An 18,525-nucleotide genomic window follows, 5' to 3' on the forward strand; every position below is an offset into this window, starting at 1 on the left:
GTCATGACCAAGACTGCCGAAAAGCAAAAAATGTTGAAATGCCGCGGCTTGCGCTTTCCGCTGGATCGCGACGTCCTGCCGCCACGTATCCGCGCCCTACTGCGCGAAGGCAACTATGAGGCAAAAGAGGCCATTGCCGTGCGGAAACTGGTTAAGGCGGATGACGTGGTGATGGAACTGGGCGCGGGCATTGGTTTCATGTCCACGCTGGTGGCCAAAAAAACCCCGGCCAAGTCAGTGCATTCCTTCGAGGCCAACCCACAGTTGATGCCCTATATTGCACAGGTTCATGCCCTGAATGAGGTGACCAACGCCCATGTCACCAACGCGGTCTTGGGCGACAGCGATGGAACCGCTCCCTTTTACATCCGTAAGAATTTTCTCGCCTCTTCCCTGGATCCGATGGAGGATGCCGCAGAGTGCACTGAGGTCGAGGTCCCGACCCGGGACGTCAACGCGGTAATCAAAGAGCTGCAGCCAAGTGTCTTGATCTGCGACATTGAGGGCGCCGAGGCGGATCTATTGCCCAAGATGGACCTCACCGGGCTGCGCGCTGTCGTGATAGAGACTCACCCACAATGGATCGGTAAGCAGGGCATGCAAAAGGTCTTTCGCTGCTTGGATGCCGCGGGCCTCGTGTTTTTCCCCCGCTGGTCCCAGGGCAAGGTCGCAGTGTTTCGCTCTGATTGGTGACTGATGCGTTTCTTGGCTATCCTCACAGTTCGCAATGAGGGCGCCTTCCTACTGGAATGGCTGGCCCATCACCGGGCTGTGGGGTTCACCGATTTCCTGGTCTTTTCCAATGACTGTCAGGATGGCACAGATGCCATTCTGGACCAGCTTGAACACCTGGGTCAGCTTACTCATATCCGCAACGATGGCCCCTATGGCAAAGGCGGTATCCAGTTCTCCGCGATGAAGCAGGCGGATAAGCACCCCCTCACGAAACAGGCTGACTGGGTCCTGGCCTTGGACGTGGATGAATTTGTCAACATCAAGACTGGCGAGGGCACACTCACAGACCTGCTCAGCGCGCTGCCTGATGCTGACGCGATCACCCTCACCTGGCGGCTGTTTGGCAATTCCGACATCCTGCGTTTTGAAGACGCCCCCGTGACCGGGCTTTTTCGCCGCTGCGCCCCAGAGATTATACACTGGCCCTGGCGCGCCTCGATGTTCAAAACGCTCTACCGCAATAACGGTACCTATCGCAAAACCGGCGTCCACCGCCCCCGCGATGTCAAAGACCCGGAAAAGCTCGATGATTTTCGCTGGTTTGACTGCACCGGCCGAGAGCTGGGAGAGGCCTTCAAAACCCGTCGGCTGTTTTCCAACTATGGCCGCAAAAACTATGACCTGGCGCAGCTCAACCATTATCCCCTGGGCGCCATGGAAAGCTACATTCTGAAGGCGGATCGCGGCCGTGCCGTGCATTCGGATCATTTGCTGGGAACTGATTACTGGGTGGAACGCAATTTCAACACTGCTACGGATACGTCGATTGATCGCTACTCCCAACAACGTCGCGAGCTGGAACAGCACCTTCTGGCCGACCCTGCTCTGGCCGATCTACGCAGCAAAGCAGTGGCCTGGCGCCACCAGAGATTTCGCGAACTGATGCAGCTTGAGCCCTATCGCGCGTTGTTTTCCCGCCTGTTGATGACTCCACCATCGCGCCCCATCAATGCCGTAACCGCCCAAACTCTAACAACATTTGCCAATCTCGGCCGCGCCGCCCAAAAGGCAGCCAGCAAAGACCAACCCAAGCCAGATAGCAACGACTAGGCGCTCTAGCTCAGCTCACTTTCGCGCAAAACCCCTGTTTCTCCCCCTCTTTGCTGGACAGATCGGTGGCAAAGGGACAGCAAAGCGACCCGAGTTTTTCCAATTTTGGCCGCATTCCTTGCCTAAATCTTAGCCAGAGAGACCGCTGTATTTGTCAGTGCAAGGAATATTTGGAATGCAAGAGAACCTCGAAATCCTGGGCGAAGACCTGTCTGGTCTGAAACCCGCCCAGTGGGAGAAGCGTCTTGCCGCCATCACCGAAGAGCTGGGTATGTTCCAGCCCTTGGGGCCAAAGCACTGCGCCACCTTTTTGGACCAGGGCAATACGCTCTTGGTGACTTTTGAAACGGTTCAGGGCATTCATAACCTTTCCAAGCTGGCGCAACCCCTGGGTTTTGACATGGTCAAAAGCGAAGGCTGGTCGCATCTAGGTCTGCTCTCCAGCGGCGACACCTGGTTTCGCAATGAACGGGTCTATGGTTTTTTTGATCAACTGATCGACGACGGCTTTTTTGATGAATTTGACAACGTGATCTTCTATGGAGCTGGTCCCTGTGGCTATGCGGCTTCTGCCTTTTCAGTCGCAGCACCGGGGGCGACTGTTGTGGCGATCCAGCCTCAAGCGACGCTGGATCCACGCATGACCGAATGGGACGAACGTTTTGTAGAAATGCGCCGGGTCTCCTTTACCGATCGCTATGGCTATGCGCCTGACATGCTGGATGCCGCAAAACAGGCCTATATCTTTTATGACCCCTATGAGCGGCTCGACGCCATGCATGCCGCCCTGTTCAGCCGCAAAAACGTCTCTCGGTTCAGGGTGCCCAATCTTGGCGCGGCCGTGCAAACCCGCATGCTGGAGATGAAAATCCTCAATACCATCCTGAAAAAAGCAGCTGACGATGCGTTCACAGAGCTCGCCTTTGCCCGGCTTTTCCGGGCGCGCCGCGACGACGCCTCTTACCTGCGTGCACTGATGGCACGCCTGGACCATCAGGATCGCCCTTACCTCCAGGTCCTGGTCTGTCGGAATGTTTTGTCCAGAGTGCGCGCCCCACGGTTTCGTCGTCGGCTGCAAAGCCTGGAACAACGCGCTGCCGATGGCGAATTCGAACTCCCTTCCTCCCTCTGAAACAGGGCCAAGCCCGCCAAGAACACGCAGTTTGAAATTCCAGCCTTGTCCAGGCCGCTTCCCCTTTTGGCGCAGCTGTGCTAACGCGGCGCCATGACCCAGCACCCGCTCCAGAGCCTCACCCTGACCCGCCCCGATGACTGGCATCTGCACCTGCGCGATGGCGCAATGCTCAAGGCCGTCCTGCCCGAAACAGCCCGTGATTTTGGCCGTGCCATTATCATGCCCAATCTGGTCCCCCCCGTGGTGACTGGCGCCCAGGCAGCCGCCTACCGCGATCGCATTCTGGCTGCCCTGCCCGAGGGCATGACTTTCGCCCCCCTGATGACGCTCTATCTGACCGAAGACACTGACCCGGCAGATGTGGCAGCCGCACAGGCCTCCGGTCTGGTAAAGGCCGTCAAGCTCTACCCAGCGGGTGCCACGACCAATTCAAGCAGCGGCGTCAGCAACTTTGACAATGTCCGCCCCGTACTGGAGAAAATGGCTGAGATCGGCCTGCCGCTCTGCACCCATGGGGAAGTCACCGATCACGACATTGATATCTTCGACCGCGAAGCCGTCTTTATCGACCGCGTGCTTGATCCCATCCGCCGCGCCACCCCCGGCCTGCGCGTGGTGATGGAACATATCACCACCAAAGACGCGGCCGATTATGTCGCCAGCCAGGACAGGGATCTTGGAGCTACCATCACCACCCACCACCTGATCATCAACCGCAACCACATCCTAGTGGGCGGCATCAAACCCCATTATTACTGCCTCCCGGTGGCCAAACGCGAAGAACACCGCCTGGCGCTGCGGGCGGCGGCAACCTCCGGGGACGCCCGCTACTTTCTCGGCACCGACTCGGCACCGCATGTGGATGCCGCGAAAGAAAGCGGTTGCGGCTGTGCAGGCTGTTTCACCGCCACCAATACCATGCCGCTGCTGGCCCAAGTCTTTGAGGAGGAAAGCAAACTGGAGAACCTGGAAAAATTCGCCAGCCAGAACGGCCCTGCGTTTTATCGCCTGCCAGAGAATCCAGACAAAATCACGTTGGTCAAGTCCGAGAGCGCGACCCAGTTCCCGGCCAAGATCGCTTCTGATGACGGACCCGTCACTCTCTTTGACCCCGGCTACCCGATCTACTGGTCGGTGGCCTGACCGGCCCCCGCACCTGATATCATCTTTCCCCAAATATTCCCGCCGGAGGCATCCGCCCTCGCCTCTGGCGCCCAGGCTTTCGAAGGATAGACCATGATCCCGACCTCCTACCCCACCCGCGAAGAAATTGCCCGCCTTTCCGCCCGGATGCTGCTGGAAATCGGCGCCGTCAACTTCAACGCACGTGACCCCTATACCCTAGCCTCTGGCCTTCCCTCGCCAAGCTATGTCGATTGCCGCAAGCTGATCTCCTTCCCACGCATCCGCACCACTTTGATGGATTTCCTCACCATCACCGTGATGCGCAATGCCGGCTTTGAAGCCTTTGACAATATTGCCGGTGGTGAGACCGCAGGGATCCCCTTTGGCGCCCTGGTGGCCGAGCGGATGGCGCTGCCCATGACCTATGTGCGTAAGAAGCCCAAAGGCTACGGCCGAAACGCCCGTATTGAAGGCGTGATGACGGAAGATCAGCGTGTATTGCTGGTGGAGGACATGACCACCGATGGCGGCTCCAAGCTGTCCTTTGTCGATGCCATCCGCGAGACCGGCGCCAGCTGTGGCCATACCGCTGTGATTTTCTACTATGACATCTTTCCCGAAACCACAAAACGGCTGGGCGACCATGGGGTTGAACTGCACTATCTCTGCACCTGGTGGGATGTCCTGGCTGAGGCCAAGGCCCAGAAAGCCTTCGACGAGGAAACCCTGACGGAAGTTGAAAGCTTCCTGAAGGACCCACGCGCCTGGCAAGAGGCAAACAAAAAGGCCTGATCCGCAAAAAGTCGCCGATCAGCAAAAGGGTCGCTCCGCATCAGAGCGGCCTTTTCTCTTGTGGACATAGGGTTGGTCCGAGGCAGACCAGGTCCCCCTTATCTATCCCTGGCTTATCCACAGAGATTTCCCGATACCAAACTGCGGCAAATCACAGTATAACTTGCGCTTACAGCAAAGAGAGCAGCAATGAACGATATCCCCCCCAGCGCCCCCCTGCCGGATGAAATGCCCGATCACATCTCCAGCGAGATGCCCGATGAGATGGCGCAGGATCCCATGCAGATGATTGGAGATATCCCGGCCAGCCAGGCGCTTGCCTCGACCACAGGTCAGGGTCAGAACCAGGGCATGGTCGTTGCCAAAGCCGCAGAAGAGGCTGTCGAGCTGCCCCATTCGGTTGAGGCCGAGCAGCAGCTTCTGGGCGCGATCCTGACCAACAATGATGTTTATGACCGCATCGCCTCGATCATCAATGCCACCCATTTCTACGATCCGGTCCATACCCGCATCTATGAAATCGCTGCTGCGCGTATTTCCAAAAACGCACTGGCCTCCCCGGTGACGCTCAAGGCCTTTATGGAGGATGACGAGGGGCTGAAAGAGCTGGGCGGCCCCGCCTATCTGGCGAAACTGGCCGGTGCGTCGATTTCCGCCTTTGCGGTGCGCGACTATGCGCAGATGATTTATGATCTGGCGATCCGGCGCGAACTCATCGCTCTGGGCCAGAGCATCGCTGACAAGGCCCGTCGGGTTGATGTGGCCTCGGAGCCCAAGGAGCAGATCGTCGAAGCCGAACAATCGCTCTATCAGCTGGCCGAGCAAGGCCAGACTGAAAGCGGTTTTAAGTCCTTTCTCAAGGCCGTCACCGAGGCCGTGAATGTCACCAATGAAGCCTATCAGCGGGGCGGCGGCATGGCCGGGGTTTCCACTGGCCTGGCCGATCTCGACAAACAGCTCGGCGGCTTGCACCCTTCGGATTTGCTGATCCTGGCGGGGCGTCCCTCGATGGGGAAAACCTCGCTGGCCACAAACATCGCCTTTAACGTCGCCAAGGCCTATAAGCGCGGCACCAAGCCCGATGGCTCTGAAGGCGCCATTGACGGCGGCGTTGTCGGCTTCTTCAGCCTCGAGATGTCGGCCGAGCAGCTGGCAGGCCGGGTTCTGGCAGAAGCCTCCGAAATTTCCAGCCACAAGATCCGCCAGGGCGACATGACCGAAAGCGAGTTCCGCCGCTTTGTTCAGGCCGCCAAGGATCTGGAAAGCTGCCCGCTGTTCATCGACGACACCCCCGCCCTGCCGATCTCGCAACTGGCTGCGCGGGCGCGACGCCTTAAGCGAACCCACGGGCTTGATGTGCTGGTGATCGACTACCTGCAGCTCTGCCGCGGCATGTCGGAAAACCGGGTGAACGAGATCGCCGAGATCTCCATGGGGATGAAGGCCATCGCCAAGGAGCTGCAGATCCCGGTAATCGCCCTGTCCCAGCTGTCGCGTCAGGTGGAAAACCGCGAAGACAAACGCCCGCAGCTCTCGGATCTGCGCGAATCCGGCTCGATCGAACAGGATGCCGACGTGGTGATGTTTGTGTTCCGCGAAGAATACTACAAGGAGCGTGAAAAGCCCGGCGATCACGAGCTGGACAAGATGGAAGAGTGGAAAACCGCAATGGAGCGGCTGCACGCCAAGGCCGAGGTTATCGTCGGCAAACAGCGTCACGGCCCCATCGGCACGGTAGAGCTGTCCTTTACCGCCGAATTCACCCGCTTTGGCAACCTGGCCAAGGAATGGCAGAACGGCCCCCGCGAAGACGAGTACTAATCCAGCCCGCGAAAGATCAAACAAAACTCTAGGGCAGCGCCTGACCCTGGGTGGGTGCAAAGCGCCCTCCCGTGGGGAGGGTCGGGCGCTGCCCGGCATTCCGCCGGGCGGCGTCTCCCTGAGCGCACATCTCCTTCCTGTTTGCCAATTGACAAACTAAAAGCGAAGTAAGTCTCATAAACTGGCCCTTTGGCCAATGTCTGGTTTGTGAGAAACTATTTCAAGGATATCGGATCGCTTTCCGAAAACGATCATCTTCATGCATCCTCCAATACGCTTCAGTGATCTCCTTGGTTATCGGGCCGACCAATCCGCTTCCAATTGAAGTTTCATCGATCTTGGTGACGGGCATGACGCCGCCAGCGGTTGAGGTCACGAACACTTCATCCGCCGCCCTCAATTCACTTGGTGCCAGATCATCCGTCGCGCAGGTGATCTGTAATTCGTCACAAAGATCAAAGATTGTTTGGCGTGTTATTCCCATCAGCACCCCAAACTTGGGCGAGGAAATTTTGCCGTTTTTCACGGCGAAGACGTTGAAACCGGGCCCTTCCGCTATGTTTCCGGTGGCGTCTAAAAGAATGGCGGTTTCGGCTCCCTGCGCATACGCCGCATACAAACCTTTGACCAGGTCCAGCCAGTGATAGTTCTTTACGGTTGGATCAACGGAGCTGGGTGGAATGCGGACAAGGTCGGTGACGGCTGCGTGTAAGCCACGTCTCATCTGTTCTGGGTTTGCAACCGACCCAAATGGAATTGCGAAGGCGATGAAGCGGTTGACGGCATCGCGAGGGTCGCGGCTAAACGTAGGAGAAGTGCCGCGTGTGCAGATGAACTCGACATACGCATCCTGGAGACCTGATAGAGCAACGCAATTGTGCAAAATCTCAGTCATCTCGGCACGACCAAACGGGATCGACATGTGCAACTTTTCCATCCCTGCGAAGAACCGGTCAAGATGATCATCAAGCCTGAAAAATGCTCCCTTCCACACATGCGCAACATCGTATGTCGCATCTGAGTGGAGGAAGCCATTATCCAACACCGAAATCTTTGCCTCGCTGATCGGAAGATATTGGCCATCCATGAAGGCAATGCCGGGAGGGTACGTTGCCGGGTCAGAATGACGATCAGACAGCGCAGGCAATTTATACATGTTGTTCAACTCCAATGATCGGAAATTTAGATCTCGCCTCATCTACAGAGCAATGACGGTGTCGAATGTCCATGCGCATGCGCCCGATTCTTTATGGCAAAGGTTATCGCGAAGTCATCGGATCTGATATCCATGCGGGTGAGCAGAATGTAAAAGCAGCCGTTGGGACGAGTGCAGCGAAAGGTAACTTTGTCCGCTAAGCAGTGGTTCAATAAGAAGTAGTTCAAACTGATCTATGAACCTTTGATACGCTACCAATTGCCAAAGCACAGCTTTGGTAGCGCCCGAAGCGCCCCCACAGGGCGGGCGCTTCGCTTCCCACCCCTCGGTACGGACGCGGTGACTTTCTGAAATGGTCCAATGGCAATTTGGCCCTTATCTTGGACATTGGATAGCTTTGGTGATCCAAACCAGCCACAAGCCGCCCAATGCCACCAAACCTAACAGTATTCCCCGCGAATTTCACTTGACCCCTGCCCTGCGCATGTCAAGAACGGGGCATGAGCACGGCTAGACTTACAATCAATCTCGATGCGCTGGTGACCAACTGGCAGAATCTGAACGCCATGACCAACTGCGAAACCGCAGCTGTGGTCAAGGCAAACGGCTATGGGCTGGATGCCGCCCGCGTGGCCACGGCATTGGCCAAGGGCGGCGCGCGCAATTTTTTTGTGGCTGCCGCCGAAGAAGGCGTGGCGCTGCGCCGCGCCCTTGGCCCCGGACCCGGCATTTCGGTGTTTTCCGGCCATATGGAAGGCGACACCCGGCTGCTGAAGGAATTCCAACTGGCGCCGATGCTGAACTCACTGGATCAGATGCTGCGCCATTTTGAGACCCTGCCTGGCCATACCTTTGGGGTCCAGCTGGATTCTGGCATGAACCGCCTCGGCATGGAGCCCGCCGAATGGGCTGCTGTGCGCGATATTGCCCTGGGGCAGGCCCCCGTTCTGCTGATGTCGCATCTGGCCTGCTCTGACGAGCCTGGCCACCCAATGAATGCCCAACAGCTACAGGCCTTTCGTGAGATGACCGACGGGCTGGAAGTGCCGCGCTCCTTGGCGGCTACGGGGGGTATCCTTCTGGGGCGCGACTATCATTTTGACCTCTGCCGCCCTGGCGTCGGCCTTTATGGTGGCGCGCCCTATGGCGATGCGATGCCTGTGGTCCAATTGGACCTGCCGGTCATTCAAACACGGGACGTTGCCCCAGGTGAAAGCGTCGGCTATGGCAATTCTTGGGTGGCTCAGGTGCCCAGCCGCATCGCCACCGTTGCAGCGGGCTATGCCGATGGTTTACATCGCGCCCTGATGACTGGCGGTATCGATCTCTTTGCAGGTGAAGCCCGCTGTCCGGTCGTGGGCCGTATCTCGATGGATTTGGTCACCGTCGACGTCACCGCCTTGCCCGAAACCCCTGCCAGCCTCAGCATCCTCAACGAAGTGCAGACCGTCGATACCCTGGCCAATGCTGCAGGGACTATCGGCTATGAAATGCTCACCTCCATGGGGCACCGCTACGCACGGACCTATCAAGGATGACTCCCTTGAGCCTATTGGCCCGGCTTGGGCGTTCCACGCTGGCGGCGCTGGCAATGATCGGCCGGGTCGCCTTGTTTACGGTCAGCGCCTTCGCCCATATGCTGCGCCCGCCTTACTACCCACGCGAGCTCGCGCTGTCGCTGCTGCAGATCGGCTGGCTATCGCTGCCAGTGGTCGCCCTGACCGCAGTCTTTACCGGCGGCGCCTTGGCCTTACAAATCTACGCAGGCGGCGCGCGGTTCAATGCCGAAGCCGTGGTGCCGCAGATTGTTGCCATTGGCATGGTGCGTGAACTTGGCCCCGTTCTGGTTGGCTTGATGATTGCAGCGCGGGTGACCTCCTCCATTGCCGCCGAAATCGCCACCATGAAGGTGACAGAACAGATCGATGCACTGGTGACCCTCTCAACAAATCCCATGCAGTATCTCGTCGCCCCACGGGTGCTGGCGGCGCTGTTGACCGTGCCGGTTCTGGTCGGCATCGGTGACATCATCGGAATTGCCGGCGGCTACACCGTTTCAGTGCACAACCTTGGCTTCAACTCGGCGGCCTACTTGAAAAACACTGTCGATTTCCTTGAACCGCTGGATCTGATTTCCTCGTTGGTCAAGGGCGCCTTCTTTGGCGTTATCGCGGCCACTATGGGCTGCTACTACGGTATGCAATCTGGGCGTGGCGCGCAGGGTGTTGGCAGTGCGACCAAATCTTCGGTCGAAGCGGCGGCTGTGCTGATCCTGGCGACCAACTTCATTCTGACAGGGGTGTTCTTTTCGCTATGACAGCCATGACAAACGGCAACGCCCCCCACCCGATGATCAAAATGGATCAGGTGCATAAGGCCTTTGGCGACAACCGCGTCTTGCGCGGCATGGACCTTACGATCCCCAGGGGCAGCTCGATGGTGATCATCGGCGGCTCCGGCACCGGTAAGTCCGTCGCACTCAAAAGCGTGCTGGGGCTGATCACGCCGGACAGCGGCGAGATCTATGTCGATGGCAAGCCAGCAGGTTCCGGCGACCGCGATGCCTTTCTGGCCCGCTTTGGAATGTTGTTTCAGGGCGGAGCCCTGTTTGACTCGCTGCCGGTCTGGCAGAATGTGGCCTTCCGCCTGATGCGCGGCGCGCTGAAACGCCCCGCCCAGGAAGCCCGCGAGATCGCAATTGAAAAGCTGCGCCGGGTGGGACTGAAACCGGATGTGGCGGATCGCCTGCCGGCCGAGCTTTCGGGGGGCATGCAAAAACGTGTCGGCCTCGCCCGCGCCATCGCCGCCGAGCCCGAGATCATCTTCTTTGACGAGCCCACAACGGGGCTGGACCCCATCATGTCCGGGGTGATCAACGATCTGATCCGCGAGATCGTCGTCGAGATGGGCGCCACGGCCATGACCATCACCCACGATATGTCATCCGTAAGGGCTATCGCCGACAATGTCGCCATGCTGCACGACGGGGTGATCCAATGGACCGGCCCGGTGGCGGAAATGGACCAGTCGGGCGACCCCTACCTGGATCAATTCATCAACGGCCGCGCAGAGGGGCCGATCGAGGCGGTACGTTGAGTAAATCCCTTGAAACTATAGTTGATTTCTTCAACTATAGTTTCAAGGCCAGTCGAAGATTGGTACCAGCGCAACATCTCGGGAAGAGTGTTAAAGAGTTTTCCGACCACAAAGATCGCGTTTTTCGAGTGGGACCTGTCTATCAAAACCTTGGACTCGCCACCGAACTCACCTTCAAAACAGCTCTTCTGCTGTCCGGCAGCACAAAAGGTGACTTACGTAAGCTAGGGCACGACTTAGAAAAACTCTACAAACTACTCTCTGAGAAACGTGACCTAGATAAAGTTGAAAATAGCGCATTCCAAGCAGCGATTCTTGTCGGGCCACCAAACGACATGCTCCAGCGACTTGAAGAAGGCGGCGAAGATCCGAGTGCATGGTTTCTCTTTCAAACTCAAATACGGTCGCTGAACAATAACTACAGTAGTTTCGAGGACAGTAGCGGTTCGACATCTGCAGAGAGGTATCGGTCGCGTTATCCAGCCAATGACAGAGCGTTTAAAGAAGTTTGCGTGGAATCAATACTGGCTGGGTTGGATTTACTGCTATCCGAACTTCAGGACGAATTGAATAAACGTCTGTCTCGCTGAACGCATCCCAGACTAGGGACAACGCCTGCCCACAGACATTATCCAAGAGTTCTCCAAATAGGCTGTCACCTTTTTCCCCTTTCAAATCCGGAATGGAATGCACAAGTATTTGCATACCCACGGGAACAAACCACCATGCCCCTCCGCCTCCTCACCCTTTCGCTTTTGATCCTCTACCCTGTAGCCTGGTTTGCGCCTCTGATGCGGGCAGGCCTGCTGCCAATCTTTGGCCTCAGCGAGATTTCGGTGATAACTGGTTTGCAAAGCCTTTGGGGCAGCGACGCCGCCCTGGCACTGATTGTCACCTTCTTTGCGATTTTTGCCCCCTACCTCAAAACCATTGGCCTCGCCCTGGTGCAATGGGACCTCCTCGACACCAAGGTACAGCCCGTCCTGCATGTGCTAGGCAAACTGGCCATGGCCGATGTCTTTCTGATCGCGCTCTACATCACCCTCGCCAAGGGCATTGGCTATGCCACTATCGAGGTCGCCTGGGGGCTCTATATGTTCACGGCCTGTATCATTGCCTCTCTGATCCTCAGCTTGGCTACCGAGCGCGCCCTTCCCAACAAAGAATAAGGGCACTCTTGCCCCTGTCCTGGGCTCCGCAAAAGGCTTGCGACCAAATCAGAGCCAAGGGCTCTCATCATCTTTCCAAAAAATATTCCGGAGCGCGAGGCAGAGCCTCGCACCCCTTGAACAAAGTGAGAACATGAGGCAGAAGACCCTATGGCTAAATCAAACTCTTTCTCCTGTTCCGCCTGTGGCGCGAGCTTTTCCAAATGGTCCGGTCGCTGCGAAGGCTGCGGCGAATGGAACACCATTGTTGAAGACAAGGGGCTTTCCTCAGCGGGTCCCTCAAAGAAATCACTTGGGATCCGTCGCGGCAAGACAATCCCCCTGTCAGATCTCTCTACCGAGGAAACCCCACCGCCCCGCGCCACCTGTGGCGTGGCGGAACTGGACCGGGTGCTTGGGGGCGGGCTGGTGGCGGCCTCTGCGATTTTGGTGGGTGGCGACCCTGGGATCGGCAAATCAACCCTTCTGCTGCAGGCTGCGGCCCGTTTTGCCCAGGCGGGGGTGAAAACCATCTATGTCTCTGGTGAAGAAGCCTCGGCGCAGGTGCGGATGCGGGCTCAGCGGTTGGGGCTGGCACAGGCGCCGGTCAAATTGGCTGCCGAAACTAATCTGCGCGATATCCTGACCACGCTGGAGGCGGAAAAGCCACAGCTGGCCATTATCGATTCGATCCAGACCATGTGGGCCGATCATGTCGATAGCGCCCCGGGCTCCGTCAGCCAGGTGCGGGCTGCGGCCCATGAGCTGACAACATTTGCCAAGGCGCAGGGCATTTCCATAATCATGGTCGGCCATGTCACCAAAGAGGGGCAGATCGCCGGTCCCCGCGTCGTGGAGCATATGGTTGATACCGTGCTTTATTTTGAGGGCGAGCGGGGCCATCAGTTCCGTATTCTGCGGGCGGTGAAGAACCGATTTGGCCCAGCAGACGAGATTGGGGTTTTTGAAATGACCGGTTCGGGCCTCGCCCAGGTCACCAATCCCTCAGCGCTGTTTTTGTCGGACCGTGGCGAACCGTCGCCAGGATCTGTGGTCTTTGCCGGCATTGAGGGCACCCGCCCCGTCCTGGTGGAGATGCAGGCCCTGGTTGCCCCTTCGCCGCATTCGCAGCCGCGGCGCGCCGTGGTGGGCTGGGACAGCTCCCGCCTGGCGATGATCTTGGCGGTACTTGAGGCCCGGTGCGGTATTCCTTTCGCGGGATTGGATGTCTACCTGAACGTGGCAGGCGGCATGAAAATTACCGAGCCCGCCGCTGACCTCGCGGTTGCCGCAGCTCTGCTCAGTGCCCGCGAAGATGTCGCCCTGCCGGCGGATACGGCCGTTTTTGGAGAAATATCGCTTTCTGGAGCCCTGCGACCCGCCCCGCAGACAGAAAACCGGTTGAAAGAAGCGCAAAAACTTGGTTTCACCTCTGCAATAGCTCCAAGTGGTGGCAAATCTGTTTCGATCAAGGGTCTTGGCCTACGCCAAGCCTCCGATCTGGCGGGATTTGTTGGCGAATTCTTTGGAGCCGGCTAGAGTTGCCAAAATTTTGTTGCAGGCTAACGGGCGAGGGTCATGGAAGGTTTCACTATTATTGACGGGGTTGTGGCCCTGGTCATCGTATTATCGGCGCTTCTGGCCTATTCGCGTGGCTTTGTCCGCGAAGCCATGGCCATCGCAGGCTGGATCGCAGCCGGAGTTCTTGCCTTTATGTTCGCCCCTCAGGTGGAACCGTTGATGGCAGAGATCCCAGTGATTGGAGAATTTATTTCTGACAGCTGTGAGCTGTCGATCATTGCTGCCTTTGCAGCTGTCTTTGCGGTAGCGCTGATTGTGGTGTCTTTCTTCACCCCGCTGTTCTCATCCCTGGTGCAGCGTTCGGCACTGGGTGGCTTGGACCAGGGCACAGGGTTCTTCTTCGGCGTTCTGCGCGGCATTCTGCTCGTGGCGATCGCTTTCTTCCTCTATAATGTGGTGATGACCGGCCAGAGCTTTACAATGGTTGACGAGAGCCGCTCAGCAGTGGTGTTTGAGCGTATGATTGGCAAGATCGAAGATCGCAATCCCGAACAGGCCCTGGGCTGGGTAACGCAGCAATATGAGGCCCTGATCGGCTCCTGCGGCAGCTAAGCCTTGAACTGTTTACCAAGGTAAACCAGCAGACCTACGGAGAGGGCGCCATATTGGCGCCCTTTTTCTATGTTCCTGCAAAGACTTCACAGCTTTATCCACAGCAGGCGTCACCATGGGTTAACGGCGCCCGTTAACCTTTAACCTTATGTTAACCATTAAGAATCATTTCATTCGGTCGCAATTTGGAACTTGGAATTTTGCGGAGATTCTTAAAAAATCCTCAAGCGCCGCCTCTGAATGGTTAACAAAAGCGCGAAAAATCCACTTTTGTCGCGAAAAAAGTGCCCAAGATCGAAATTGGCCGCACCCCTGCCCCATTTCCGTCCCAATTCAGGGGCCAGATAGGATCAACAAACGAACAGGCACTCTCGCTCAGAAGGATCGACACCATGCTCCTGGATCATTTCAACACTTTCGCCGATTTTCAGCCGGTGGGCCTTTTGTTGGACTTTCCAATGGTGCGTCCTGAGCCAAAAGCCGAAGCCCAGCAGTCGGCCAAAACCGGTGGCTTCCTGCCCGAAACACTTGTTGAAACCGATCGCGGCTTTGTTCAGGCACGTGACGTCAAGCCCGGCGACAGAGTTTATACTTTTGATGGTGGCTGCCAGGAAGTTGAAACCATTCGCCATGCTGTCCCCCGCATGACCACAATGATGCATGTTCCCGCTGGCGCATTGGGCAATGATAGTGACCTTCAACTGCCAGCAGATCAAATGGTTGCCCTGGAAATTGACGCTGTTGAGCGCCTGTTTGGTCTGCCGCTTGTGCTGGTTAAGCTGATCTCCCTGGCAGGTCACAAGGGCATCAAGGCGCTGAGCCCAGAACGTCAGGGCCGTATCCATATTGAATGTGCTGAAGAAGAGCTGATCTGGGCCGAAAGCGGCATGCTGATGCAAGCAGGCACCGGCGGACCAGACGGTGCTTTCAAAGAGCTCTCTTTGACGGAAACCCGTCAGATCCTCGCCAGCGATGAAGGCCGTGCTCTGGCACTGACTGGCCTTGAAGAAAAAGAAGACGACTTCCCTGACCTGCTCAAGGACCTTCTCGCCACGCCCAAAGCGGCCCCAAAAGCAGCATAGGCCATTGCTCCTGCATCTGCAGAGCCAAAGATTTCCTCCCCGACTCGGGCGGCCCGCAAAAAGGTCGCCCCTTTTCTTTTCCACAAGGGACACGGGACAAATGCCCCCAGATCAGGCTAGATAGGAAATGGGATAACACCCGCAGGCTGTATGTTTCTCAATGCAATCTCCTAAGGCCGCTGCCCTGTTCTTGGACTTTCGAAAAATGACGCAGGAAAAACACTGCTTTCTTCTGTATTCTGCGCGTCATCCAAGCTAGGAAGCCCCAGCGGTAGGCGGGCTGCGCCCTAGCCGATAGCAACCGACAGCAACGCTACAGTGAAATTGGAGCCATTCAATGTGCGGGATTTTGGGGATCGCGAGCCGACAGGACGAGGTTTTTGCGGAACTTTATGACGGGTTGCTAATGCTGCAACATCGTGGACAGGACGCCTCTGGCATTGTGACCTACACTGGTGAGTTCTTCCGGGAACGCAAAGCCAACGGTCTGGTCAAAGATGTCTTTAACGCCTCTGACGCGGAAACCCTGCGCGGCAAGGTCGGCATCGGGCATGTTCGCTATCCAACGGCAGGGTCGCTGAGCGCCTCCGAGGCGCAACCCTTCTTCGTTAATGCGCCATATGGCATCTATCTGGTTCACAACGGAAATATCACAAATACAGCAGAGCAGCGTGACAAAGTGACGGCGAAATACAGCCGCCATCTACGCACCACTTCCGACTCGGAAATCCTGCTCAATGTTTTGGCCGATAAGATCTCCGACAGCATCAAGGTCAACGGCACAGTTGATCCCATCCGTAACCTCTTTGCAGGGGTAAAAATGACGATGGAGCGCATTCAAGGCGCCTATTCGGTGATCTGCATGGTGGCTGGCGTCGGCATGCTGGCCTTCCGCGACCCCCATGGTATCCGCCCGCTTTCTGTGGCCCGCCGTGAGGCCGAAGGCGACGGCGATGACTATGCTTTTGCCTCTGAGGACGTGGCCTTTGGCATCAACGGTTTTGAAAAACTGCGTGATGTGAACCCGGGCGAGGCGATTCTTATCGACCTAGATGGCAACATGCACAGCTTCCAGGCGGTCGAGGGCACTCTGACCCCTTGTATCTTTGAATATGTCTACCTGGCACGCCCTGACTCGATGCTCGATGGTATCTCAGTCTATAAAACCCAGCTTCGCATGGGACAGACCTTGGCCAAGCAGATCAAGGAAACAGATCTGGAAATCGACTGTATCATCCCGGTTCCAGATTCTGCACGGCCCGTGGCGCTGGAAGTGGCAAACTCAATGGGCATCCGCTATCGCGAGGGCCTGGTAAAGAATCGCTATATTGGACGTACCTTCATCATGCCTGGTCAGGCGGAGCGGCAAAAATCCGTACGCCGCAAGCTGAACGCCATTCCGCTGGAAATGAAGGGGCTGAACATCCTGCTCATTGATGATTCCATCGTGCGCGGCAATACCATCCAAAAGATCGTTCAGATGTGTCGCGATGCTGGCGCCAAAAAGGTCTACATCGCCAGCGCCTCGCCGCCAGTGAAATATCCCAATGTCTATGGCATCGACATGCCAACCAAGCACGAGCTGATCGCCGATGGTCGCAGCACTGAAGAGATCCGCCAGGAGTTGGGCGCTGATGCGCTTATTTATCAGCGACTTGAGGATCTGGTTTGGGCTGCACATGAGGGTAACAAAGAAATCGATACCTTTGATTGCTCCTGCTTTAACGGCGAATATGTCACCGGCAGCGTGACCGAAGACTACCTCGAATCGCTGGAAAGCAGCGGCCGTGTGAGCAAAAAGATCCAAGATATGCCCGCCCCCGGCGAATCCTGGAACAGCATGAAATTGGCGAACTGAGTATTGACCGCGGCCTGCCCTCCTGGTCGGCTTCGATACATACCGATCAAAAGGCGGGAATGCAGGGTTTGAACTTGCCGTACAAGCAGGCTAAGAGAGCCCCAACGTCATAGGGAGAGGCGCTGATCGCGAAGATCGGCGCCTTTCCTTTGTTTTGCGACCCCGCCCGTTTGGGCCCTAGGAAAGACCCGCCACTTGGACGCTCACCTCGCCCGAATGCTGATCTCTGCACGCCAGTGCCGCTGTTGTGGCGCGACTTTTGCCCAGTTGCTCAGCCTCAGTTGCGACCGACCCGATCTGTGCCCTGAGGACTTCGTTGTACAGGACAATTCCGCGATCCTCGCCCAGACTGGCGATGTTCTGACCGATGATTTTTGCCGCCTTGGCGATCTGCGGTTTGTCCGCGCAGTGTTGGCAATACCTTTGGCCGATGGCGATGGGCAGGAGTTCATCCTGGGCACCTGGGCCAATCTTGGGGCGGAGGATTTTGACGCCTATCTCGATCTCTTGGACATGCAAGAGACCGAAAGCCTCGGCAGTCGCCCAGCCTGGCTGGCCAATGCCATTCCCCCCGATTCTGGCACGCCCATAGCCTGCATGCTGCACATGCGCCCCGAGGGCCAATACCCAGAGCTGCAGATCTCTGAGCCCAACCACGCTCTCTCAACGCTCCAGCATGCCGGCGCCCAGCTCGAAGAGCTGTTTGAATTGCTCCACACCTACGGGCATGACCTCGCCTCTCTGGTCTATGATTCATAGTTAAAGTCCCAGCACAGGCAGGGCAAACCAAACCACAATACGACGCGTATGCCACCCGCTCCCCACTGGCCAAATCCAGGTGAAAACTGTCAAGTCCACGCTGTCGCCGGGGAGGAACAACACGCCAGTAAGGTTGCTGTCTCGGCGATAGCCCGCCAGTTTCCCCTCCCTGCCGCAAGGCTCCGCCTATGCCGCTCTGGGCCTTGCTGGAGGTCCGGCAATTATCTCTCGCCTCTCCTGGCTGGTGCCCCTATCAGCCTCCAATCTCATCTCCCTCTGTTTGGAGCCCACCAGCTCTGGCTTGGGGTAAACCACCTCTCTTCCCACCACCGTCAGTCCAGCGGTCTGCGGTCTTTACAAAGTTGATCATGACACAATCTGCCAGCCAAACCTCCCCACGTGTTGCCAAAGAAGCCACCCAAGCCAATGCCCTGCCCGCGACCGGCCTCAGCCTGCTTGGGCTTTTTGGGTCAAAGAACGACCTGCAAGCTATGGTACGCCTGCCCAGTGGCCGGGTGAAGACCGTCAAAACCGGCAGCAGGCTGGCCCAGGGCCGAGTTCTTGGTATTGACCCCACAGGACTGGTTTTGGAAAAATCCGGCCGCAGCCGGAGGTTCGAAATGCCTGGCCGCTAA

At 57.3% G+C, this 18,525-nt stretch carries 19 protein-coding genes; 18 read left to right on the forward strand and 1 reads right to left on the reverse strand.

Annotated features, from left to right (window positions below; genetic code table 11):
• The first annotated feature begins 3 nt into the window (after positions 1 to 3).
• The 6 genes from MED193_RS06455 (at position 4) to MED193_RS06480 (ending at position 6,658) form a co-directional block, all read left to right on the forward strand.
• Positions 4 to 693, forward strand: a complete 690-nt coding sequence (locus MED193_RS06455) for an FkbM family methyltransferase (RefSeq protein ID WP_009808869.1) — start codon at positions 4 to 6, stop codon at positions 691 to 693.
• Positions 694 to 696: 3 nt separating this feature from the next.
• The gene (locus MED193_RS06460; RefSeq protein WP_009808870.1) at positions 697 to 1,785 is read left to right on the forward strand and encodes a glycosyltransferase family 2 protein; all 1,089 of its coding nucleotides are present in this window, start codon (positions 697 to 699) and stop codon (positions 1,783 to 1,785) included.
• A gap of 175 nt (positions 1,786 to 1,960) precedes the next feature.
• Complete coding sequence (locus tag MED193_RS06465) at positions 1,961 to 2,917, forward strand: hypothetical protein (RefSeq protein ID WP_009808871.1); 957 nt, start codon at positions 1,961 to 1,963, stop codon at positions 2,915 to 2,917.
• Positions 2,918 to 3,010: 93 nt separating this feature from the next.
• Positions 3,011 to 4,063, forward strand: a complete 1,053-nt coding sequence (pyrC, locus tag MED193_RS06470) for a dihydroorotase (RefSeq protein WP_009808872.1) — start codon at positions 3,011 to 3,013, stop codon at positions 4,061 to 4,063.
• Positions 4,064 to 4,156: 93 nt separating this feature from the next.
• Positions 4,157 to 4,837, forward strand: coding sequence for an orotate phosphoribosyltransferase (locus MED193_RS06475; RefSeq protein WP_009808873.1), 681 nt, complete (start codon positions 4,157 to 4,159; stop codon positions 4,835 to 4,837).
• 351 nt (positions 4,838 to 5,188) lie between these two features.
• Positions 5,189 to 6,658 carry a replicative DNA helicase gene (locus MED193_RS06480; RefSeq protein WP_050757629.1) on the forward strand — a complete coding sequence of 490 codons (1,470 nt, stop codon included), beginning with the start codon at positions 5,189 to 5,191 and terminating at the stop codon, positions 6,656 to 6,658.
• 220 nt (positions 6,659 to 6,878) lie between these two features.
• Here MED193_RS06480 and MED193_RS06485 read toward each other — a convergent pair whose 3' ends face one another.
• Positions 6,879 to 7,814 carry an aminotransferase class IV gene (locus MED193_RS06485; RefSeq protein WP_009808875.1) on the reverse strand — a complete coding sequence of 312 codons (936 nt, stop codon included), beginning with the start codon at positions 7,812 to 7,814 and terminating at the stop codon, positions 6,879 to 6,881.
• 65 nt (positions 7,815 to 7,879) lie between these two features.
• Here MED193_RS06485 and MED193_RS23330 point away from each other — a divergent pair, with 65 nt between their 5' ends.
• The 12 genes from MED193_RS23330 (at position 7,880) to MED193_RS06540 (ending at position 18,525) form a co-directional block, all read left to right on the forward strand.
• Entirely contained in the window at positions 7,880 to 8,014 is a 135-nt protein-coding gene (locus MED193_RS23330) for a hypothetical protein (protein ID WP_009808876.1), read from the forward strand.
• A 300-nt stretch (positions 8,015 to 8,314) separates the two neighbouring features.
• Complete coding sequence (gene alr, locus MED193_RS06490; RefSeq protein ID WP_009808877.1) at positions 8,315 to 9,352, forward strand: alanine racemase; 1,038 nt, start codon at positions 8,315 to 8,317, stop codon at positions 9,350 to 9,352.
• Positions 9,349 to 10,131, forward strand: coding sequence for an ABC transporter permease (locus MED193_RS06495; RefSeq protein ID WP_009808878.1), 783 nt, complete (start codon positions 9,349 to 9,351; stop codon positions 10,129 to 10,131). Before alr ends, MED193_RS06495 begins: the two co-directional genes overlap by 4 nt.
• 32 nt (positions 10,132 to 10,163) lie before the next feature.
• On the forward strand, positions 10,164 to 10,910 hold the full coding sequence (locus tag MED193_RS06500) for an ABC transporter ATP-binding protein (RefSeq protein ID WP_039966721.1): 747 nt from the start codon (positions 10,164 to 10,166) through the stop codon (positions 10,908 to 10,910).
• On the forward strand, positions 10,907 to 11,500 hold the full coding sequence (locus tag MED193_RS06505; protein ID WP_009808880.1) for a hypothetical protein: 594 nt from the start codon (positions 10,907 to 10,909) through the stop codon (positions 11,498 to 11,500). Before MED193_RS06500 ends, MED193_RS06505 begins: the two co-directional genes overlap by 4 nt.
• 135 nt (positions 11,501 to 11,635) lie before the next feature.
• Entirely contained in the window at positions 11,636 to 12,079 is a 444-nt protein-coding gene (locus MED193_RS06510) for a paraquat-inducible protein A (RefSeq protein WP_009808881.1), read from the forward strand.
• Positions 12,080 to 12,229: 150 nt separating this feature from the next.
• A complete protein-coding gene (gene radA / locus MED193_RS06515; protein WP_009808882.1) occupies positions 12,230 to 13,597 on the forward strand; it encodes a DNA repair protein RadA in 1,368 nt (455 codons plus the stop codon).
• A 39-nt stretch (positions 13,598 to 13,636) separates the two neighbouring features.
• The gene (locus MED193_RS06520; RefSeq protein WP_009808883.1) at positions 13,637 to 14,191 is read left to right on the forward strand and encodes a CvpA family protein; all 555 of its coding nucleotides are present in this window, start codon (positions 13,637 to 13,639) and stop codon (positions 14,189 to 14,191) included.
• Between the two features lie 392 nt (positions 14,192 to 14,583).
• On the forward strand, positions 14,584 to 15,273 hold the full coding sequence (locus MED193_RS06525; RefSeq protein WP_009808885.1) for a Hint domain-containing protein: 690 nt from the start codon (positions 14,584 to 14,586) through the stop codon (positions 15,271 to 15,273).
• A gap of 337 nt (positions 15,274 to 15,610) precedes the next feature.
• Positions 15,611 to 17,131, forward strand: coding sequence for an amidophosphoribosyltransferase (gene purF / locus MED193_RS06530; RefSeq protein WP_009808886.1), 1,521 nt, complete (start codon positions 15,611 to 15,613; stop codon positions 17,129 to 17,131).
• A gap of 216 nt (positions 17,132 to 17,347) precedes the next feature.
• Entirely contained in the window at positions 17,348 to 17,890 is a 543-nt protein-coding gene (locus MED193_RS06535; RefSeq protein WP_009808887.1) for a DUF2199 domain-containing protein, read from the forward strand.
• Between the two features lie 368 nt (positions 17,891 to 18,258).
• Positions 18,259 to 18,525, forward strand: coding sequence for a hypothetical protein (locus MED193_RS06540; protein WP_009808888.1), 267 nt, complete (start codon positions 18,259 to 18,261; stop codon positions 18,523 to 18,525).

Source organism: Roseobacter sp. MED193, assembly GCF_000152965.1.
Classification (GTDB): domain Bacteria; phylum Pseudomonadota; class Alphaproteobacteria; order Rhodobacterales; family Rhodobacteraceae; genus Pseudophaeobacter.